Raw genomic sequence first — 20,144 nt, forward strand, 5'->3', positions numbered from 1 at the left:
TCGAGGAGCGATCTCATGCAAGCTACCGTGCGACTGGAAGGGCGGGTGCTCTGGTTGAGCGACCGTGCCGAAGCGATGACCCGGCAACTGGCGGGGGAAACGTTGACGCGAGCCGAGGCGGGAGCGCTGCGCGACCAGATTTCCACCGACGAAATGACGCCTGCGCGCGCCTGTCTGGCGTTCGACGAATCGCTTGGCGACTACGTTTATGTCGGGCTGCGATGCAATGACGAGACGGGTGACCCGGCCGGCGTGTTCCCGGTCACGCCGAAATCGGTGCGTAACGGTGGTTTCGCGCTATCGGTCGCCGGATTCCGACGGGGCAAGGGATCGTCTCGCGAAGCCAGTCCGTTTGCCGAGTGGTGTGCCGGCATTCGCATCGTGATCGCCGAGAGTTTCGAGCGTATCTATGCGCAGAACTGCCAGAACCTCGGCCTGCTGATGTCTACCGACCTTTCACTGGCAGAGCGCTTGCAGGCCGGCGAGGCAATTCCGATCGAAGCGTTTCTCGAAGATTGCGACCCGCTTGGCGAAGAAATCGTACGCAGCGAAGGGTTGTTCGGCTATACGCGGCGAAGGTTGTCGGGCAAGACGGTGCCACCGCGACCTGCGCATGTCGTGGGGCCGATGACCTACGGCGAAAAGATCATCGCGAGGGCGCTCGGCGTTCATCGCGTACGCGCAGGAGATGCGGTGTTCGTGCCCGCAGACTGGCGCTTTTCTCATGAGTATGTAACGCCGATGGCCGTGAGCTTCTTGCGACATGCATTTGGTGACGGCGTGCCCGAATTGCACGACGCGGCGTCGATCCTGTGCTTTGAAGATCACCTTACCCACCTCGATGCGGTGTCCGCAGACGGTACCTCATCGACACCGATCGTTGATGCCGCGCAACGTCTGGGCAGCGTGCAACGGGAGTTTTGCGCGCAGCATGGGGTGCGGCTGCACGGGCGGGTCGCAGGAGGTGGCTCGGAGGGCATCTGTCATGCGCTGATGCTCGAACGCTACGCACTCCCCGGACAAGTCGTCGTCGGCACGGATTCCCACACCCCTCATTGCGGTGCAGTCGGGGCGTTCGCGTTCGGTGTAGGCGCCACGGAAATGGCCAACGCATGGCTCACCGGGGATGCGCGACTTGCGGTGCCCGGCACGTGCCTCGTCCATCTGCGTTCGCGCCTGCCCGCGGGCGTCGGTGCCAAGGATCTCGCGTTGCATTTGCTCCATCTGCCCTACATCCGAGACGGTCGAGCGATCGGCCAGATCATCGAGTTTGCAGGAGAGGCAGTGACGCACCTGTCGACGGACGAGCGCGCCACGCTGACCAATATGGTGGCCGAGATCGGTGGACTGACCGGATTGGTGGCGCCGGACGCCGAGACCGTCCGATACCTGCGTGAACGACGGGGTATCGACTTTACGCTGGATGCGTGGATGACGAGCGATACGCAAGCGTCGTACGCACATGTCATCGAGATCGACTGCGCTGCGCTCGGTGCCATGGTCGCGAGCCCCGGCGATCCCGGCAATGGTGTGGCGTTGGCCGAGTTGTCGGCGGCAGTACCCATCGACATCGCCTATGGCGGATCGTGCACCGGCAGCAAGCGCGAGGACCTGCGAGCCTGTCACGACGTGCTCGCGTGGGGACTGTCACAGGGTCATCGCGTCGCCGACGGCGTTCGGTTCTATCTCCAATATGGCAGCGAAGACATCCGCGCGTGGTGCGAGTCACAGGGGTACGCAGACGTATTCAAGGCGGCAGGCGTGACCATGCTCGCCCCGGGATGCGGCGCATGTGTCAATGCAGGCCCGGGTGTCTCGAGGACACCGGACGACGTCGTCATCAGCGCACAGAACCGGAATTTCCCCGGGCGGTCCGGACCGGGACAGATGTGGCTGGGCAGTCCGGCGACCGTGGCGGCGAGTGCACTGGCGGGATACATCGTCGGCTTCGATCAACTTAGACGCGATGGATTCGCGTCTCATCCAGCCAACAAGACGGTGCGGCGAAGCGATGAGACGTCGCGAGCGAGTTCGGGAGGGTAGCCAATGCAGGAAGCGTCCCCTGCGGCGCCGATGCCGTTAAAGGGCATTCGCGTCGTGGAGTTTTCTCACATGGTCATGGGGCCCGCGTGCGGCATGGTCCTCGGCGATCTCGGTGCCGATGTCATCAAGGTCGAACCCGTTGGCGGCGACGCCACGCGTCGACTGCTGGGGACCGGTGCCGGTTTTTTTCGCGCGTTTAACCGCAACAAACGTAGCCTCGTTGTCGACGTCAACCGACCGGAAGGCCGGGAGCTGATTCTGCGGCTGGTCAGTACGTCGGACGTGGTGACGGAGAACTTCAAGCCCGGTCGCATGCGGCAGATCGGTCTGGACTACGCCACGTTGTCGCGGCTGAATCCGGCGCTCGTGTATGTGTCGCTAAAAGGTTTTTTGCCCGGGCCCTATGCAGCGCGCACCGCGCTCGACGAGGTCGTTCAGATGATGGCGGGGCTCGCCTATATGACCGGTCCGCCGGGACAGCCGCTGCGTGCGGGGACCTCCGTCAACGACATCATGGGTGGCGTGTTTGGTGCGCTCGCGGCCATGGCAGCCCTCTACGAGCGCAAGACGACAGGGCGTGGTCAGGAGGTGCAGGGAGCGCTTTTCGAGAACTGCGTACTGCTCGCCGCGCAGCATATGCAGCAGTACGCAGTCACTGGTGTGCCGCCCGACCCAATGCCCGCACGCGTGTCGGCCTGGGGCGTTTACGACGTATTCACGGCGGGAGACGGGGTTCAGATATTCCTGGCCGTGGTAAGTGACTCGCAGTGGCGAATTTTCTGCGATGTATTCGGTCGCCACGATCTTGCGGAGGATTCACGGCTGGCGACCAACAACGATCGCGTGCTCGCTCGCGACTGGTTGATCCCGTTGTTGCGCGACATGATTCAGGGCTTCGACGCAGGCTATCTGGCTGCGGCCTTTGAGCGTCATGGCTTGCCGTTCGCGCCCATCGCGAAACCGCAGGCGCTGTTCGATGATCCGCATTTGCGCGAGAGCGGCGGTCTGGGCGAGTTGATCACAGACGACGGTGAGCCAACGCGGGTGCCGCTGCTGCCGATCACGATGGCCGGGCAGCGGCTACCGGCGCGCAGGCCACTGCCCACGGCAGGGGAGCATACACACGAAATTCTGCGGGATCTGGGATATCTCGATAGCCAGATTTCGCGATTGTTGCGCGAGGGGGTGGTGGCGGGACCGGCGCTCGGACCGATACCGGACGATGCATCCGGTACGGCCGAGTCTGGCGATTCTGACGATTCCGTTGATTCGGCCGGTCCCGTTTTTTGGAGCGATGGCGCGGGTCGCGGGTAGCACGGCGGTTTTAAGACGCGTCCGAGCTACATCGGCGTGTTGTCTGCTTGCGGCGTAGGGCTTGGGCGCGGTACGGTGAGCACATTCGCCCACAACAACTTGCCCGTCATGACCGCTTCGTCCGACTTTGCCAACGCCTGTGACTCGTCCACGCCGGGCCAGGCGCCCGAGCCCGCTCTGTCGGGCGTGACGGTTCTCGATCTCACACGTCTCCTGCCTGGCCCCCTTGCAGGACTGCGCCTGGCGGAGATGGGCGCTCACGTCATCAAGATCGAAGACAAGGGGGCAGGGGACTATGCCCGCGAGATGATGCTTGGCGACGGGCAGAGTCCGCCGAGCGCATTCTGGCGCCTGCTTAATCGAGGCAAGGCGGTGGAGCGGCTCGACCTCAAGCGAGATGCCGACCGATCCACCTTTCTGGCGCACATCGCCCACGCGGACGTCTTGCTCGAAGGCTTTCGGCCGGGCGTGATGGCGCGCCTGGGATTCGACTTCGAGACGCTGGCCCGCATCCGGCCGTCGCTGGTCATGGCGTCGATCTCAGGCTATGGCCAGCAAGGGCCGATGGCGCAGGCGGCCGGACACGACATCAACTATATCGGCTACGCGGGCGTGCTCGACCAACTCGCCGATGCGGGCGACGCTCCGATCGTCCCGAACTTTCAGATCGGTGACCTGTACGGCGGAGCACAGGCGGCAGTGCAATCCGTGCTGGCTGCACTCGTGTCGGCGCAACGCACGGGGCGCGGGCGTTGGCTCGACATTTCCATGACGCATGAGGTGTTTCGCTCCAATCTCGTTCCGGCGGTGGCGCTGCACCGTCAGGGGCACGTGTCGCGCGCGGGGACCGACCTGCTCAACGGGGGCGTGCCCTGCTATCAGATATACCGCACGCTCGATGGCCGATACATGGCGGTGGGGGCGCTTGAGTTGAAATTCTGGGAGACGCTATGTGATGTGCTGGCGCGTAGCGATTGGAAGACGCGCCACTGGGCGCTCGGGCAAGAAGTGGGAGGCAAGGACGCGGTGGCCCTTCGCGCGGAGTTGGCTGCCGTATTCGCTAGCGCATCACAGGCCGAGTGGACGGAAAGGTTCGCCGACGCGGATTGTTGTGTGACGCCCGTGCTTCGGCTGGAAGAGGCGATGGCGCATCCATTGTTTGCGAGCACCCGCGACGCACTACTTCCGTAAGTCTCGTAGATCGGTGAGATGTGATCCGGGTGTGTGCGCAAGGACGCGCGTATTGAATGGCGTATTGAATGGCGTTAATGAATGGCGTTAACGAATGGCGTTAACGAATGGCGCTACCGAATGGTGTTACCGACTGGTGTTACCGAATGTCACAATTTTTCAGGCGCGGCGGGCGCGAAGCGAGGGCGTCGATCGCGTAGAGTCTTTGCTGACTCCAAACGACTTTCTCATGACCCGACGGCTCGCTTTGCCAAGACGACGACATTCGCTGCCTCACGCTATGCGACACCTTCCGATGGCGGTTGCCGTCATTGCGATGGGTGGCGTCGTGATGTGTGCGGGTTGTGCGTCGTATCAGGACGCGCCGGTCGATCGCGGCAAGGTGCGCTCGACGTCGATGACGACCGCGGATCTTGCGCAAACGGATATCAACCGCATGGCGACGCTGGGTATGCGGGCGAACCTGGAGAGCTTGTATCTGCTGGCGGACAAGCTCTACAAGCGCAACCCGCGAGAATGGCGCAAGGGTGGGGCGGCGACCCAGAGCGACGCCATGACACAACTGCGGGCCGCCATCGAAGGGCGTCGCACGTTGACGGATCTCAAGGACTTGCGCGACGTGCGGGCATTGTCGCTTTCCCTTGACCCGGCGTTCGGCGGAGATCGCGTGGCGGCATTCGTCTTCAGTCTTTCAGACACGATCATTGCCGCGCATGGCGGCAGCACCGTGTTCTATCTGAGTGACGGGTTGGACGCGCAGCGCATCTACAATGCCGCGCGCAACGTGGAAATTGCCGCATGGCTGCTGGCAAGCCGACGCGACATGACCGGAAAGCCGCTGTTGCTGGCCAACGAAATCGCGGATGTTCGCAATGTCAGCTTCGAACGCGAGTTCGGAAAAATCATCGGTCGGCTGGATCTTCTCGCCGAGATGCTGGACGAGAAGTACCGCCGCGCAGGCATCGGCTACGTGCAGAACTTGCTTGGCGCGCAGTTTCTCCAGTTCTTGCCGGTACGGTGACGTGAGACCGGCGGCGTAGGTTCGTACGCGGCGACGTCACGGATGAAGCGCGAAAAGTGCACGAATGCTGTATATTTGCACAGTGTTTTCGCCGCTTATCATGACCACCCCACTGCGCAAGATCATTCATTGCGACGCCGATTGCTTTTACGCCTCTGTCGAGATGCGTGACGACCCGTCGCTGCGTGGTATTCCGTTGGCGGTAGGTGGTCAGCCGGATCAGCGCGGCGTAGTCGCCACCTGCAACTACGAAGCGCGGGCGTTCGGCGTACGTTCGGCCATGCCGTCCGCGCAGGCAGTCAAACTCTGCCCGGACCTGCGCATCATTGCGCCGTCGATGCACCGATATCAGGAAGCGTCGAAACGGATCATGGCGATTTATCGTGATTACACCGAACTCGTCGAGCCGCTATCGCTGGACGAGGCGTATCTCGACGTGACCGACAGCCAGCATTGTGGAGGGTCGGCCACGCTGATCGCTCGCGAGATCCGGGCACGGATTGCGGCGGAAGTCGGATTGACGGTGTCAGCGGGCGTGGCCCCCAACAAGTTCATTGCCAAGATCGCCAGCGATTGGCGCAAGCCCGACGGGCTGTTCGTCGTGAAACCGGCTGAGGTCGATGCGTTCGTGGCGGTGCTGCCGGTCGAAAGACTGTTCGGGGTGGGGAAGGTGACGGCCGAGAAGTTGCGCGCGCTCGGCGTCGATTCGTGTGCTGATTTGCGCGGTCATTCGATGGCGGATCTCATCGAACGTTTTGGCGTGTTCGGTCAGCGTCTGTACGAGCGCTGTCGGGGCATCGATAACCGAGAGGTCAGTCCCGACCGTGAGCGCAAGTCGATCAGCGTGGAGACCACTTACACGCGGGATTTACGAACGCTGGCCGAGTGCGAGACGGCACTGGCGCCGCTGCTTCATCAGTTGTCCGAGCGAATCGCCCGCGCGCGTCGCAGCGAGCCGCTGGCCATCGCCAAGGTCTTCGTCAAAATCCGCTTCGCCGATTTCTCGAGAACGACGGCGGAAGCTGGTGCACTCGGTGTCGACCCGGCGCAGTGCCGTGAGTTGCTGGCGCAGGCCGTAGGACGCAAACGGCGCCCGGTCAGATTGATGGGCGTTGGCGTGCGCATGCTCGAAGCGCAGGCAACGCGCCAACTGCGATTGTTCGACGACTGGGATGACACGACGCAAATCGGCCCGTCATCGGGCGATAATGCGTCGACACAGACATAAATAGCGCAGACGGGCGAGGTAAGGGATGGCTGAGATCATCGAAGTCACATTGCGGCTCACGGCGGCATTGATCCTTGGCGGACTTGTCGGGCTCAACCGAAATCTGCACCACAAGTCCGTTGGCTTGCGAACGCTCGCGATCGTCTCGTTCGGATCGGCGCTGTTCGTGCTCGCCGTTGTGCCGTTTCCCGGAACGGCCCTGCCTTACGACAGCTCGTCCGTGAGCCGCGTGGTGCAGGGGATCGTCGCCGGCATCGGGTTCCTGGGAGCGGGGTGCATCATTCGACCGAGCCATGGCGCGTCGGTGCACGGATTCACGACGGCGGCGGCGCTGTGGAGCACCACCGGGATCGGCATCATTTGCGGGCTGGGGCGCTGGCATATCGCGCTGGTGGCGATGGTACTGCTGCTTATCGTGCTGGCGCTCGGCGGGCGAATCGAATCGCTCGCGCACCGGTGGCTGGGGCACGACGAGCCGAGCAAATCTCCAACTGACGGGGACGCGTCGGCGCCGCATGCGCACGACGACAAGTCATCTCCACGCGGCTGATGCGAAAGACGCACATCGCTGCCCCCTTTGCCTGAACGTCCGGGCCGAATCCTGCGGATACCGAAGAAAAATGCCCGCCGAAGCGGGCAAATGACGTTGTCGCAGTACCCCCAAAAGGACGTAAGAGGGCGATTTCATTTTGGTCACCTGCTGGTATTTCGCCAATCGGGGCTTGCCCGATTAGGGAAAGCACGTTCGGGTGACTACGTAACCAAGGATCCATCCAAATGCGCGATTCAAGCACACGTTCCGCTTCACTGAAGCGCGCGCAACTCAGTGGCGCGAGCGCGAGCGACCCGCAGCCCGTCGGTTCGGAGGCTGAGTGTCGCTGCGTCGGCTTGTTGGGCGGCGTCAGACGCCGAGGTGTACGTGACAATCGCCGCCTGGCGTTCGCGCCGGAACCGTTCGGTAATCGGCGCGCACTCGGCGGCGGCTTCGTCGGCCAGCCGCGCCGGATCGGGCACGAGATTGACGTAACGCGCGACGTGACCGTAGAGGCAGGTGCGATATTGGTCGGCGGCCGCGTCGGCGGCAGCCAGATGGCGCTCGCGCAACGTGGCAGCGTCCGGGGCTGGCTGACGTGAGGCCGACGCATTGGCGGGAGGCTTGGCGGGCGCGGCGCAGCCAACCAGAATCAGGGCGGCAGCGACGCTGCACAGGGCCGGCGCAAGATGCTGTGCGCGGGCCAAAATCGGAAACTTCCGAGTCATGAAGTCAGCGAGGCCGATGGCGTAAAGTCCACGATCTCGCTATGGTACGGGATTTGGCGGATTCATCCTGAATACCTCGAAGATACCCGCGATTTAACCGGATCAAGGCGCGCCAGTGTCGCGCCAATCAGACATGAGCGAATTCCATAAAGGGCTGGTTTGGCTGCGGCGCGATCTGCGCTGCTCGGATAACGCGACGCTCGCGCAGGCGCTCGCGTCGTGCGCCGAGGTCTATCCCGTGTTCGTCTTCGATACGACCATTCTCGACGCGCTGCCGCGTGACGACCGGCGCGTGGCATTCATTCACGCGAGCGTGAACGAATTGGCTGAAACGTTCGCCCAGGCCGGCGGCGGGCTTATCGTGCGGCACGGCGACCCGGCGGTGGAGATTCCTGCGCTGGCGCAGGCGTTGGGGGTGCAGGCGGTCTTTGCCGGGCGAGATTATGAGCCCGATGCGATCGCGCGTGACCGAGCCGTCGCGCGTTCGCTTGAAGACGCAAACATTGCGTTCGAGACGCTCAAGGATCAGGTGATCTTCGACAGGAACGAGATTCTGACGGCGCAGGGCGAGCCGTACAGCGTTTTCACGCCATATTCGCGAGCCTGGCTCAAACAAGTGAGTGCGGGGGACCTCGCGCCGCATGGTCGTGAGTCCGATCTGAAGCGCCTGGCCAGACTGCCGCAGGGTGAAGGCGAGATTCCGTCCATGCAGGCGCTTGGATTTGATGTGCCGCCCTCACGCCGGATCGCGATTGCGGCAGGTGAGTCGGGGGCACGTCAGCTGCTGGAGGATTTTCTGCCGCGCATGTCCCAATATCACGAACGGCGCGATTTCCCCGCCGTTCGCGGGCCGAGCTACTTGTCGGTCCACTTGCGGTTCGGGACGGTGTCGATTCGGACGCTGGCGCGTGAGGCCCATGCGGCAATGCAACGTGGCGGCGACGCCGCGAACGGCGCGAAGACGTGGCTGAGTGAATTGATCTGGCGTGAGTTCTATTTCATGATCCTGCACCATCATCCGCACGTTGTCGGCAATGCGTTCAAGCCGGCCTACGACGCGATCGAATGGGCGTCGGGCAAGACGGCGGACGCGAATTTCCAGGCGTGGTGCGAGGGGCGCACCGGGTATCCGCTGGTCGACGCAGCAATGCGCCAGATCAATCAGACCGGCTACATGCACAACCGGCTGCGCATGGTGGTTGCCAGCTTTCTGGTCAAGGACCTCGGCATCGACTGGCGTCGCGGGGAGGCGTACTTCGCGCGTCAACTGAACGACTTCGATCTGGCGGCGAATAACGGTGGCTGGCAATGGGCGGCGTCTACGGGGTGCGACGCACAACCGTATTTCCGCATCTTCAATCCGGTCACGCAGTCGGAAAAGTTCGACCCGCAGGGGCGCTTCATCCGAAAATACGTGCCGGAACTGGCGGATCTGCCGGACAAGGCGATTCATGCGCCGTGGCGTGCGGATGCGCTGACGCTGACGGAAGCCAATGTCGCGCTGGGCCGGGAATATCCGCAGCCGCTGGTCGCCCACGACGTGGCGCGCAAGGAAACACTGGCCCGATACGCCGTGGTGAAGGCGCCCGGGGTGTCCGGCTAGCCCGACGACGACGCTTCGGGCAATTGAGGTTCGAGGCTCCGTGAGCGTTCCCCGGAGGCAGCGGGGGCAAATCAGGATCGAACGTTCGCGCTTCGAGGCATCCGTGCGTAGTCATCGGTGCGTAGTCATCGGTGCGTAGTCATCGGTGTATACCCCCGTCAACTTTTCCCGAGCTCAGCCGTTGATAGGCTTATGGCACGCAAGAGGCCTGGGCTTCGATATCGGTTCGCAACGTCGGGGGGCGTTAGTGGGCGTCAGGGAGGAAGCAGTACAACAACAGATGGGCTCAAAAAGCTCGGATACGAGCGAAGGGCAGGCCAAAACCACACGGGGAAGCTGGAGAAAATCCTTCGCCGCGCAGACGGCAGCTTCGAACCACGGGGTTCGCGTTGAGCGAGTGCCCGGAACTGAGCGTTCCGGGCATTTTTTTGGGCTTCTCTATGTCCGAACCGTTTGCCCGGGCCGTTTCGTCAACGCCAATACTGTCCAGACAGCGAGATTGAACGGCAGCGTGAAATAGGGCCATGCCGAGGGCGCGAGCCAATGGCCCAGCGCAATGCAAATCACCGCGGCCAGCGCAGCGCCGACAAGACGCACGTTGGGATGCCGTCCGAAAACGCCCAGGCCGAGGGCCGCGAGAAAGGCGTTGACCCCGATGCCACCGGCCTGCGTGGCGAGTGCGGGCCAGACGGTCGTCAACACGCTGAGCATCGCCCAGATCGCCGCGCCCGACGCCAGCGCCCATAGCGTGGCGCGCGCGTTCCAGAGCGCCAGCAGATACCAGGTCAACAGTCCCAGCACGAGCGGCGCCATGAAGATGACTTGTCCCACTGAGCAGAAGACGAAACCCGGCGCGCCAGCATCGCAGCCCGGTGTCCCCGGTCGCGGTGTGAGAGGTAGCCAGTATTGCATGGCCCACGAAAGGGTCATCACAGCGACGAACGGTCCAGTGAGCGCCGGGACCCGGTAACGTGCCAGTGCCGCCGTCAGGATGACGTTCATGCCGACGCAGATGGCCAACCAGGTGGCAAAGGTCTCGTTCGGTTGCCATAAGGCGGCAAAGGCCACGCCCGTCAAAGCCGCGTTGTAACCCAGTAGTCCCGACCGACGTTGCGTGGGCGCGAGCCGCAAGGCGATCGCGCATACCGACGCGGCAACGCTGGCGACGAAGCCGGTCAGCGCGGTAGCCAAGTCAGCGAGGGCGAGGACTGCCAACAGCAAGGCGCCCATGCCCGCTGACGGTACGAAATAGATCTGAGCAAAGCTTGCGGTCGTTGCCCTCAATTCGCCAAGCAGCCAATCGCGTTTATGTACCCGCCAGCGGCGCTTGAGCGCCAATGACGCAAGAACGCTCGCCCTGGGCGATGCGGCGGGGTTCGGAGTGGCCGGGACGGCGCGCGATTGAGACTGTGGCATGGACGGCGGCGGTGCTGAAACGCGGAATTTTGCGGAATGTGTCGGAACGAAGCGGAATGCCCCGCAATGGCGCCCCGGAATTGCGCTCGCGAGTGGATGTCGCGGCCACGTCATCCGCTAGTCTTCCGCGAGTGTTCCGTGCCTGTTCCGCAACGGTTCCGAAACGGTTCGATAAGGCGCTGAATGACGCGCCGGGAGGAGCGTTGGACGCGAGCTTACGCCGAACTGTCCCGGCCGGGCTCGCCGGCGCCTTATAGTCGGTATTTGAGTGGGTATTTGCCGTCGTGCGCCGGAAAAACAAAACCCGCGCAAGCAGGCGCGGGTTTTGTCGGACGAGGAGCCGGTGTGAAGGCTTACTTGCCGCCGCCCTTGGCGGGCTTCACGGCCCAACTGTCCTTGAGCGAAACGATGCGGTTGAACACCGGCTTGCCCGGCACCGAGTCATGACGGTCGGCCACGAAGTAGCCGTGGCGCTCGAACTGAACGCGGTCTTCCGGCGCGAAATTCAGCATGCCCGGCTCGACATAGGCTTGCGTGACTCGCTTGGCGTTCGGATTGATCGCGTCAAGGAAGTTCTTGTCGCCGGCATCCGGATTCGGGTCGAGGAACAGGCGGTCGTAAATACGCACTTCTGCGGCCAGCGCATGCGGTGCACTCACCCAGTGGATGTTGCCCTTGACCTTGTAGTTGTCGGCGCCCGGCGTGCCCGAACGGCTGTCTTCGAAGTAATTGCAATGCACGGCAGTGACGTTGCCGTTGGCATCGGTGTCGAAGCCCGTGCACTCCACGACGTAACCGTAACGCAGGCGCACCTTGTTGCCGGGGAACAGGCGGAAGAAGCCCTTGACCGGTTCGGCCTGAAAGTCTTCGCGCTCGATCCACAATTCGCGTGAAATCGGGAACGTACGCATACCGCGCTCAGGGAAATGCGGATGGACCGGTGCCTGACAATCTTCCTGCTTTCCTTCCGGATAGTTGTCGATGATGAGCTTGAGCGGGTCGAGCACAGCCGTTGCACGGGGAGCCTTCGGGTCGAGGTCGTCGCGCAGCGCCTGCTCGAGAATGCTCATGTCGATCCACGAGGCCGACTTGGCCACGCCAATGCGGTCGCAGAACAGTTGGAGACTTTCGGGCGAAAAGCCGCGGCGGCGAAGACCGACCAGCGTCGGCATGCGCGGGTCGTCCCAGCCGTCGACGTGCTTCTCATCGACCAACTGACGCAGCTTGCGCTTGCTCGTGATCGCGTAGGTCAGTTGCAGACGGGCGAATTCGATCTGTTGCGGCGTCGGACGGGTAAACATACCGGCGTCCGCGAGTTCACCGAGTACCCAGTCGTAGAACGGGCGCTGATCCTCGAATTCCAGCGTGCACAGGCTGTGCGTGATGTTTTCGATGGCGTCTTCGAGCGGGTGCGCGTACGTGTACATCGGATAGATGCACCAGGCGTCGCCCGTACGATGGTGGTGCGCGTGACGGATACGGTAGATGGCCGGGTCGCGCAGATTGATGTTCGGCGAGGCCATGTCGATCTTGGCGCGCAGCACGTGCGTGCCGTCGGCGAACTCACCGGCGCGCATGCGGCGGAAAAGATCCAGGTTTTCCTCGACCGTCCGGTTACGGAACGGCGAATCCTTGCCCGGCTCGACCAGCGTGCCGCGATTGGTGCGCATGTCTTCGGCGCTTTGGCTGTCGACGTATGCCTTGCCACGCTGGATCAGAATTTCGGCAGCCTGATAGAGCTGTTCGAAATAGTCGCTGGCGAAATAGAGATGTTCCTTCTGCGGGGTCTCATAGCTGAAACCGAGCCACTTGACCATGTCGATGATCGAGTCGACGTATTCGGTTTCTTCTTTTTCGGGGTTCGTATCGTCAAAGCGCAGATGGCACACACCGTCGTAATCTCGCGCGATGCCGAAATTCACGCAGATGGCCTTTGCGTGGCCGATATGAAGGTAACCGTTCGGCTCCGGCGGGAAGCGCGTTTCGACGCGCTGGCCCCATTTGCCCGAGCGGTTGTCCTCGTCAATGATGTTGCGGATGAAGTTGGATGCCGCGTTCAGCTCTGTGCTCATGCCTGTCCAGTGTTCGGAGTTTGGCGAATATTCTACCGTACCGCATTGCACCACGGGCGAGCGTCGACACGGCATCAGGGCGGGATGCCGGTCGTACGCTTGTCCCGAACGCTCAGCTCGTCTGAACCGATGTGCGCTGACTAGGCCAATTGGCGTAGGAAAGGAGCCACAGGGAAATGATGTTGACGATCGGGATGAAGGCCAGCACGGTCAGCCACGGCGAATAGCCTAGCCGGGTGAGAATGCGCCACACCGGGACACCGACGAGGATGATGCTGACGAGGAGTGCGAGAAAGCTGGATGTATTAGCCATAAGACACCTCCCTGAAGGCCCCGCCCGATGCGAGGCATACCGGCAAGTATAGGAATACGGATGGCCCGGCGGCAGACGTTTCCCGGATTGTGTCCTATGCTGGAGACACTGCCGATCGTGCCGGCGGCTCTGTGAGGCACACTCAACGGAGGAGATCATGGAACTGCATCTCAGCTCCCATCGCTATACGCACCGCTCGCCGGACTGGGCGGCGGCTGCCGTTGCCGGCTTTGTGGCCTGCGCCTTCTTTTCTGCCGTGGAAATGCTCATGGTGCTGCTCGTCACGGGGCAGAGCCCATGGGTGCCGCCCCGAATGGTCGCGGCCATCGTCTTCGGACCGGGCATTCTGAATCAGCCCGCCACGTTCGACGTGTCGATCGTGGCCATGGCGTTGCTGGTCCATGCCGCGATCGGCGTGGTACTCGGCATCGTTCTGGGGGCGATCATCGCGCCATTCCGGCTGGATTCGGACATCGTGACCGTGTCGATCTCCGGTGGCGTTTTCGGTCTGGTCGTGTACGTCGTGAACTTCTACGTCATGACGCAGATTTTCCCGTGGTTCATGGAGTCTCGGGGCTGGACGATGCTGGCCGGACACCTCGTTTTTGGCGCGTTCGCAGGCTACATGTACTGGGTGTTGCGCCAAATGGACGACGCGGGCGCACCGACGTAAGCGACTAAGCGACGGAAGCAGGCACACGGTGGCGGGTCGACGCGCCTTGGTGCAAGCGGCCCGCTTTTCTGCTATTATTCGCCAACTGCATTCATCTGCCCGTCAACTTCGGGTCGCCTGAGTGCGGTCACGTGGCAAAGACGGTCTGGCAGGGTAACCCATCTGCCGGACGTGAGTCGACGTGTGGCACGAAAATCACTACAGATGTGCCGCACTACGTGTATTGGCATACGCCATTGGGAACGCCAGAACGTTCTCCCTCCGCCGTTATGAACGAACGGACGGCTTCATTCCCCGAACAGGAAGTTGCACCTAAGAGCACCCGTATTGCGCTTTGCTTTGCGCAATGTCGGTGCGCACGCGGTCTTGCGCCGCGTGCCACGTTCCGCAGTCAGGTTCGTCGCATGTCAGTCACGTCGATGTCGCGTCACTGACACATTTGGTAGCTACGCTGCGTGCACTTCACGGAAACATTTGTGCAACTTTGCACTCTCAACACCGTAAGCCGATTCGAGAGGGATAGTTATTAGTCAAATTTTTGCAGTAAAGAAGGATACAAAATGAAAACATCGCAATATCAGGAATTCCAGTACAGCGTCCACGCCGTCGAGCGAGACAACGCCCGTTGGGACGCGTTCTACGAGATTCACCGCCCGACACATCAGGGTCTGGAAAAAGTCGGCGCCTATCAGGTGCAAAGCGCCTATGGCTTCGCGACGCAGGGTAACGCCCTCGATGACGCCGAGCGCAACGCCCGTGCCGACATCGAGCAAGGCATCGTCTACTACCAGTAAGTCCGACGCTCATTCCTCGCTCTTCCAGCGGCTTCCCCCATTCATTTCATGTGCGCGATCCCGGCATCGTCGCTTTGCGACGGTGCTATAGTCCCGCCTTTCGCCGTGTGGCGATGTCGCACCGCATAGGCTGGAGATTCGCTAATGGAATGGATGTGCAAGACGTTCGACGAGCTGGGCAGCGCGCTGCTCTATCGCATACTGGCCGCACGCAACGCGGTGTTCGTCGTCGAACAACAATGTCCCTATCAGGATATCGACGGGCGCGATTTGCATAGCTTGCATCTCGTTGCGCAAGTCGCGGCGCGTACATCGAGCGCGCCTGTTGCGCCTGGTGCGCCGCAGATTGCTGCCTATCTACGCTTGTTGCCTCCCGGGCTTGCCTATGAGGAAGCGTCGATCGGACGCGTGATCACGGCGTCGTCCCATCGAGGCACGGGACTGGGGCGCGAACTGCTCGCGCGGGCAGTTGCCATTGCCGAAGTCCAGTGGCCGCACGCCGCGCTGCGTATTGGTGCCCAGGCGCATCTGGAAGCCTTCTATGGCAGCTTCGGCTTCGTCAAGGCGAGCGAGCCGTATGACGAAGACGGCATCTTGCACATCGAAATGTTGCGTGCGCCGACGCCGGCACAGTGATACTGTCGCCGAAGTTCACCGCAATATCGGCCGGGCCGTCGCGCCCGGCACTACAATACCTCTCATCGTAGTTCACGCGTTCCCCGACACATGGCCTTGTATTCCATCACGGGCGCCCAACTGGCGTTCGGTCATCTGGCATTGCTCGACAATGCCGATTTTTCGCTCGAAGCCGGTGAGCGCGTCGGGCTTATCGGCCGTAATGGCGCCGGTAAGTCCTCGTTGCTCAAGATCGTGGCGGGACTCACGTCCCCCGACGATGGTCTCGTGGCGCGTCAGGCGGGGTTGCACACGGTCTATGTGCCGCAGGAACCCGTATTCGATCCCGAGCAGTCGGTGTTCGACGTCGTGGCATCGGGTCTCGGCGATGCGCACGGGCTGCTCTCCGAATACGATCACACGGCGCAAGCACTGTCCGTGGCCCCCGAGGGGCCGGAGCACGACGCGCTGCTGGCACGCCTGAACACGCTCCAGTCGTCGCTCGACGCCGCCGATGCCTGGCAACTCAAGACCCGTGTCGAAACGACGATTGCGCAGCTCGGTCTCGATGGGCACGCGCGTGTCGGTGCGTTGTCCGGCGGGATGCAAAAACGAGTCTCGCTTGCACAGGCATGGGTCGCCAAACCCGATGTGCTGCTGCTCGACGAGCCGACCAACCACCTCGATTTCGACGCCATCCGCTGGCTCGAAGAGTTGCTCGTCAACTATCGCGGTGCGCTGCTCTTCATCACGCACGACCGAAGCTTCCTCGATCGCGTGGCGACCCGCATCGTCGAGCTCGACCGCGGTCGCCTGCTCTCGTACCCGGGCAATTTCACGCAGTATCAGGAACGCAAAGCCGAACAACTGGAAATCGAGCGCGTGGAAAACGCGAAGTTCGACAAGCTGCTCGCACAGGAAGAAGTGTGGATTCGAAAGGGCGTCGAGGCGCGCCGCACACGCAGCGTGTCGCGTATCGAGCGCCTGAAGACGATGCGCAACGAGCGTGCCGAGCGTCGTGAGCAGCAAGGCAATGTGCGCATGGACGTGGCGCAGGCCGAGAAGTCCGGCAAGATCGTCGCAGAACTCGTCAATGTAACGAAGGCGTATGGCGGACGTACCATCGTGCGCGATTTCTCGGCAACGCTCATGCGTGGCGACAAGGTCGGCCTCGTCGGCCCGAACGGGGTAGGCAAGACGACCATGCTCAAGCTGATTCTCGGTGAGATCCAGCCTGACAGCGGTCAGATTCGTGTCGGCACGAACCTCCAGGTCGCGTACTTCGATCAGATGCGCGCGCAACTCGATCCGGAGCGCAACCTGCTCGACACCATTAGCCCGGGCAGCGACTGGATCGAGATCAATGGCACGCGCAAGCATGTGATGAGCTATCTCGGCGACTTTCTCTTTTCGCCGGAGCGGGCGCGCTCGCCGGTGAAGTCGCTCTCCGGCGGCGAGCGAAACCGGTTGTTGCTCGCGCGCTTGTTTGCGCGTCCCGCCAACGTGCTGGTGCTCGACGAGCCGACCAACGACCTCGACATCCCGACGCTCGAACTGCTCGAAGAATTGCTGGAAGAGTACAACGGCACGGTGTTCCTCGTGAGCCACGACCGTACGTTCCTCGACAACGTGGTGACCTCGGTCATTGCGGCCGAAGGCGATGGAAACTGGCGCGAATACGTAGGCGGTTTCACCGACTGGCAGGTGCAAAGCGAGCGATCGGCCGCCCTTGCGGCGCAACGTGCCCCGGCCGAGGAGACCGTCAAGGAAGCGGCCAGTGCACCGAAGCGCGGCACGAACCGCACCGTGAAGCTCAGCTACAAGGAGCAACGCGAACTCGATGGTCTGCCCGAGCGTATCGCCGCGCTGGAAAACGAGCAGAAAGAGGCCGCGGCGAAGATCGAGGACGGCTCCATCTTTGTGAAAGATCCGGCAGCGGGGGCGGCATTGTCCGAACGTTTCGAGGCGATTGAACTGGAACTGCTCGAAGCGCTCGAACGCTGGGAAGTGCTCGAAGCCAAGCAACGCGGCGAGAGCACGTAAGGGATCGAGTAAGCAAGTACGTCAGTTCGCCTCGCGAATTCGCGCAATAGCGGCGGCCGGTTTTCCGGCCGCATTTCGTTGGATGCGAGTGGGGCTCGAGAGGGATGTGAATGGTACTTGAGTGGGACAGAACGGCGCGCTCGGCGATGTCACTGGACCGCACCGCGAGTGACAGTACAATAGGCCGCGATTCATCCGATGCGACGTGCTTGCCGGACATGGGGTCGGCGCCGTGCGCTCCCTAAGTGCCCATTATCTGGGCGCCGCAACACAAGTCGTTGATCCGGCGTCACTTTTGTCATGTGTTAATGGGTTTTCCCCGTGGTTGTCCACAGGAAATGTGGATAATCGGCGGGCGTGGAACCCCAATTCAGTTACGCTATGTCGAAAAAAAATTCGCCTGCCCAATACAGCGAAGCCTCCATCAAGGTGCTCAAGGGCCTTGAGCCGGTCAAGCAGCGCCCGGGCATGTACACCCGCACCGAAAATCCGCTGCACATCATCCAGGAAGTCATCGACAACGCGTCGGACGAAGCGCTGGGCGGTTACGGCAAGCAGATCCTCGTCACGCTGAACAAGGATGGTTCGGTGAGCGTCGAGGACGATGGCCGTGGCATTCCGGTGGGCATTCACCCGGAAGAAGGGGTGCCCGTCGTCGAAATCGTATTCACGCGGCTGCACGCCGGCGGCAAGTTCGACAAGGCGGCTGGCGGCGCGTACACGTTCTCCGGCGGCCTGCACGGCGTCGGCGTGTCGGTAACGAACGCGCTGGCGACGCGTCTGGCCGTGACGGTCTGGCGCGATGGTCAGGTCTCCGAACTCGAATTTGCCGACGGCGGCAACGTCAATGTGGCGCTGCACTCGCGTGCGGCGCAACGCGGCGAGAAAAAGAGCGGCACGCGCGTGACGGTCTGGCCGGACGCGAAGTACTTCGATAGCCCCACGTTGCCGCTGGGCGAACTGCAACGCTTGCTGCGCTCGAAGGCCGTGTTGCTGCCCGGCGTGCGCGTGACGTTGCGCCAGGAAAAGAACGGCGAAGAACAAACGTGGTTCTACGAGCATGGCCTGCGGGGTTATCTCGTTGAATCACTGGGCGGTGCCGAGCCGCTCATTCCGTTGTTCGAGGGCGAACGTTTTGCCGACGGCAGCGAAGACAGCTTCGCCGAAGGCGAGGGGGCCGCGTGGGTCGTGGCATGGACGGAAGATGGCGCACAGGTGCGCGAATCCTACGTCAACCTGATTCCCACGCCCGCAGGCGGCACGCACGAGTCGGGCCTGCGCGAAGGGCTGTTTCAGGCGGTTCGCGGTTTCATCGAGCTCCACAATCTTCAGCCGAAGGGCGTGAAGCTGTTGCCCGAAGACGTGTTTTCGCGGGTGTCGTTCGTGCTCTCGGCCAAGGTGCTCGATCCCCAGTTCCAGGGACAGATCAAGGAGCGCCTGAACAGTCGGGACGCCGTGCGTCTGGTCTCGTCGTTCACGCGTCCCGCGCTCGAACTGTGGCTCAATCATCACGTCGAGCACGGCAAGAAGCTGGCCGAACTTGTGATTCGTCAGGCGCAGGCGCGCACCCGTGCCGGCCAGAAAATCGAGAAGAAGAAGAGTTCCGGCGTGGCCGTGTTGCCGGGCAAGCTGACCGACTGCGAAACCGAAGACATCACGCGTAACGAACTATTCCTGGTCGAGGGCGACTCGGCGGGCGGTTCGGCGAAGATGGGGCGTGACAAGGAATTTCAGGCAATTTTGCCGTTGCGCGGCAAGGTGCTCAATACGTGGGAGACCGAGCGCGATCGCTTGTTTGCCAACAACGAAGTCCATGACATCGCGGTTGCGATCGGCGTGGATCCCCATGGCGCGAACGATACGCCCGATCTGTCGAATCTGCGTTACGGCAAGATCTGTATCCTGTCCGACGCCGACGTGGACGGCTCACACATTCAGGTGCTGCTGCTCACGCTGTTCTTCCGCCATTTCCCGCAGTTGATCGCAAAAGGCCACGTCTATGTGGCGCGTCCGCCGCTGTACCGTGTCGACGCACCGGCACGCGGCAAGAAGCCGGCACAGAAGCTGTACGCGCTGGACGAAGGCGAACTCGAAGCGATTCTCGACAAGCTTCGCAAGGATGGCGTTCGAGAAACGGCATGGTCCATCAGCCGCTTCAAGGGGCTGGGCGAGATGAGCGCCGAGCAGTTGTGGGAGACGACCATGAACCCGGACACGCGTCGTTTGAGCCCGGTGTCGCTCGGCCAGCTCGATTTCGACACGACCGTGGCCCGCATGAACATGCTCATGGGCAAGGGCGAGGCGGCGCAGCGCCGCAGCTGGCTCGAAGCCAAGGGCAACGAAGTCGAAGCCGATATTTGAGGGGTGTGCGTGAGGGGGGGGGCGGTACGGCGGTGAGCGCGATTGGTGCGTTTCCCCCGAAAACCCTGCAACGGCATGCCACGAGAGCGTTTGTAAGGCGTCAGCCGAGCATCGGCATCGTAAGAAAGTACACTTTCGCCGCACTCACAAAGGGCAAACCAGCGTGAGTGCTCACATAGTGGGATAATCCAAGCTTC

Annotated in this window: 16 protein-coding genes; 12 read left to right on the forward strand and 4 right to left on the reverse strand. The window is 62.3% G+C overall.

The genetic code is table 11. The annotated features are described in order from the left end of the window. The first annotated feature begins 15 nt into the window (after positions 1 to 15). The 6 genes from PCA31118_RS13670 (at position 16) to PCA31118_RS13695 (ending at position 7,347) form a co-directional block, all read left to right on the forward strand. Positions 16 to 2,043, forward strand: a complete 2,028-nt coding sequence (locus tag PCA31118_RS13670) for an aconitase family protein (protein WP_150625745.1) — start codon at positions 16 to 18, stop codon at positions 2,041 to 2,043. A gap of 3 nt (positions 2,044 to 2,046) precedes the next feature. Beyond that, the gene (locus PCA31118_RS13675) at positions 2,047 to 3,357 is read left to right on the forward strand and encodes a CaiB/BaiF CoA transferase family protein (protein ID WP_150625746.1); all 1,311 of its coding nucleotides are present in this window, start codon (positions 2,047 to 2,049) and stop codon (positions 3,355 to 3,357) included. 108 nt (positions 3,358 to 3,465) lie between these two features. Beyond that, entirely contained in the window at positions 3,466 to 4,548 is a 1,083-nt protein-coding gene (locus tag PCA31118_RS13680) for a CaiB/BaiF CoA transferase family protein (protein ID WP_150625969.1), read from the forward strand. Positions 4,549 to 4,843: 295 nt separating this feature from the next. Beyond that, complete coding sequence (locus tag PCA31118_RS13685) at positions 4,844 to 5,569, forward strand: hypothetical protein (protein WP_246190227.1); 726 nt, start codon at positions 4,844 to 4,846, stop codon at positions 5,567 to 5,569. A 100-nt stretch (positions 5,570 to 5,669) separates the two neighbouring features. Then, on the forward strand, positions 5,670 to 6,797 hold the full coding sequence (gene dinB / locus PCA31118_RS13690) for a DNA polymerase IV (RefSeq protein WP_174990464.1): 1,128 nt from the start codon (positions 5,670 to 5,672) through the stop codon (positions 6,795 to 6,797). Positions 6,798 to 6,822: 25 nt separating this feature from the next. After that, on the forward strand, positions 6,823 to 7,347 hold the full coding sequence (locus PCA31118_RS13695) for an MgtC/SapB family protein (RefSeq protein WP_150625748.1): 525 nt from the start codon (positions 6,823 to 6,825) through the stop codon (positions 7,345 to 7,347). A gap of 254 nt (positions 7,348 to 7,601) precedes the next feature. Here PCA31118_RS13695 and PCA31118_RS13700 read toward each other — a convergent pair whose 3' ends face one another. After that, entirely contained in the window at positions 7,602 to 8,057 is a 456-nt protein-coding gene (locus tag PCA31118_RS13700; protein WP_150625749.1) for a hypothetical protein, read from the reverse strand. A 133-nt stretch (positions 8,058 to 8,190) separates the two neighbouring features. Between PCA31118_RS13700 and PCA31118_RS13705 the strand changes: the two genes are divergently transcribed. Then, positions 8,191 to 9,660, forward strand: a complete 1,470-nt coding sequence (locus tag PCA31118_RS13705) for a cryptochrome/photolyase family protein (protein WP_150625750.1) — start codon at positions 8,191 to 8,193, stop codon at positions 9,658 to 9,660. 438 nt (positions 9,661 to 10,098) lie between these two features. Here the strand turns inward: PCA31118_RS13705 and PCA31118_RS13710 are convergent, their stop codons facing one another. The 3 genes from PCA31118_RS13710 to PCA31118_RS13720 all read right to left on the reverse strand — a co-directional run bounded on the left by PCA31118_RS13710 (position 10,099) and on the right by PCA31118_RS13720 (position 13,461). Beyond that, positions 10,099 to 11,076 (reverse strand): urea transporter, encoded by a 978-nt coding sequence (locus tag PCA31118_RS13710; protein WP_174990465.1) that lies wholly within the window; start codon positions 11,074 to 11,076, stop codon positions 10,099 to 10,101. Positions 11,077 to 11,429: 353 nt separating this feature from the next. After that, a complete protein-coding gene (locus PCA31118_RS13715) occupies positions 11,430 to 13,148 on the reverse strand; it encodes a glutamine--tRNA ligase/YqeY domain fusion protein (protein ID WP_150625752.1) in 1,719 nt (572 codons plus the stop codon). Between the two features lie 112 nt (positions 13,149 to 13,260). Continuing rightward, the gene (locus PCA31118_RS13720) at positions 13,261 to 13,461 is read right to left on the reverse strand and encodes a hypothetical protein (RefSeq protein ID WP_150625753.1); all 201 of its coding nucleotides are present in this window, start codon (positions 13,459 to 13,461) and stop codon (positions 13,261 to 13,263) included. A gap of 157 nt (positions 13,462 to 13,618) precedes the next feature. Here PCA31118_RS13720 and PCA31118_RS13725 point away from each other — a divergent pair, with 157 nt between their 5' ends. The 5 genes from PCA31118_RS13725 (at position 13,619) to PCA31118_RS13745 (ending at position 19,947) form a co-directional block, all read left to right on the forward strand. Next, entirely contained in the window at positions 13,619 to 14,134 is a 516-nt protein-coding gene (locus PCA31118_RS13725; protein ID WP_150625754.1) for an ABC transporter permease, read from the forward strand. A gap of 560 nt (positions 14,135 to 14,694) precedes the next feature. Next, the gene (locus PCA31118_RS13730; RefSeq protein WP_044455222.1) at positions 14,695 to 14,928 is read left to right on the forward strand and encodes a hypothetical protein; all 234 of its coding nucleotides are present in this window, start codon (positions 14,695 to 14,697) and stop codon (positions 14,926 to 14,928) included. Between the two features lie 144 nt (positions 14,929 to 15,072). After that, positions 15,073 to 15,564, forward strand: coding sequence for a GNAT family N-acetyltransferase (locus PCA31118_RS13735; RefSeq protein WP_150625755.1), 492 nt, complete (start codon positions 15,073 to 15,075; stop codon positions 15,562 to 15,564). Positions 15,565 to 15,654: 90 nt separating this feature from the next. Then, positions 15,655 to 17,586: an ATP-binding cassette domain-containing protein gene (locus tag PCA31118_RS13740; RefSeq protein ID WP_150625756.1), complete on the forward strand. Its 1,932-nt coding sequence runs from the start codon at positions 15,655 to 15,657 to the stop codon at positions 17,584 to 17,586. Between the two features lie 381 nt (positions 17,587 to 17,967). Then, positions 17,968 to 19,947, forward strand: coding sequence for a DNA topoisomerase IV subunit B (locus PCA31118_RS13745; protein WP_150625757.1), 1,980 nt, complete (start codon positions 17,968 to 17,970; stop codon positions 19,945 to 19,947). The last annotated feature ends 197 nt before the right edge of the window (positions 19,948 to 20,144 follow it).

Origin of the sequence: Pandoraea captiosa, from assembly GCF_902459775.1 — a bacterium.
GTDB lineage: Bacteria > Pseudomonadota > Gammaproteobacteria > Burkholderiales > Burkholderiaceae > Pandoraea > Pandoraea captiosa.

What these genes read in the sequence shown, in the direction of transcription:
- PCA31118_RS13670 (WP_150625745.1), top strand. Translation starts at nt 16, where the DNA reads ATGCAAGCTACCGTGCGACTGGAAGGGCGGGTGCTCTGGTTGAGCGAC.
- PCA31118_RS13675 (WP_150625746.1), top strand. Translation starts at nt 2,047, where the DNA reads ATGCAGGAAGCGTCCCCTGCGGCGCCGATGCCGTTAAAGGGCATTCGC.
- PCA31118_RS13680 (WP_150625969.1), top strand. Translation starts at nt 3,466, where the DNA reads ATGACCGCTTCGTCCGACTTTGCCAACGCCTGTGACTCGTCCACGCCG.
- PCA31118_RS13685 (WP_246190227.1), top strand. Translation starts at nt 4,844, where the DNA reads ATGGCGGTTGCCGTCATTGCGATGGGTGGCGTCGTGATGTGTGCGGGT.
- dinB (WP_174990464.1), top strand. Translation starts at nt 5,670, where the DNA reads ATGACCACCCCACTGCGCAAGATCATTCATTGCGACGCCGATTGCTTT.
- PCA31118_RS13695 (WP_150625748.1), top strand. Translation starts at nt 6,823, where the DNA reads ATGGCTGAGATCATCGAAGTCACATTGCGGCTCACGGCGGCATTGATC.
- PCA31118_RS13700 (WP_150625749.1), bottom strand. Translation starts at nt 8,057, where the DNA reads ATGACTCGGAAGTTTCCGATTTTGGCCCGCGCACAGCATCTTGCGCCG.
- PCA31118_RS13705 (WP_150625750.1), top strand. Translation starts at nt 8,191, where the DNA reads ATGAGCGAATTCCATAAAGGGCTGGTTTGGCTGCGGCGCGATCTGCGC.
- PCA31118_RS13710 (WP_174990465.1), bottom strand. Translation starts at nt 11,076, where the DNA reads ATGCCACAGTCTCAATCGCGCGCCGTCCCGGCCACTCCGAACCCCGCC.
- PCA31118_RS13715 (WP_150625752.1), bottom strand. Translation starts at nt 13,148, where the DNA reads ATGAGCACAGAGCTGAACGCGGCATCCAACTTCATCCGCAACATCATT.
- PCA31118_RS13720 (WP_150625753.1), bottom strand. Translation starts at nt 13,461, where the DNA reads ATGGCTAATACATCCAGCTTTCTCGCACTCCTCGTCAGCATCATCCTC.
- PCA31118_RS13725 (WP_150625754.1), top strand. Translation starts at nt 13,619, where the DNA reads ATGGAACTGCATCTCAGCTCCCATCGCTATACGCACCGCTCGCCGGAC.
- PCA31118_RS13730 (WP_044455222.1), top strand. Translation starts at nt 14,695, where the DNA reads ATGAAAACATCGCAATATCAGGAATTCCAGTACAGCGTCCACGCCGTC.
- PCA31118_RS13735 (WP_150625755.1), top strand. Translation starts at nt 15,073, where the DNA reads ATGGAATGGATGTGCAAGACGTTCGACGAGCTGGGCAGCGCGCTGCTC.
- PCA31118_RS13740 (WP_150625756.1), top strand. Translation starts at nt 15,655, where the DNA reads ATGGCCTTGTATTCCATCACGGGCGCCCAACTGGCGTTCGGTCATCTG.
- PCA31118_RS13745 (WP_150625757.1), top strand. Translation starts at nt 17,968, where the DNA reads ATGTCGAAAAAAAATTCGCCTGCCCAATACAGCGAAGCCTCCATCAAG.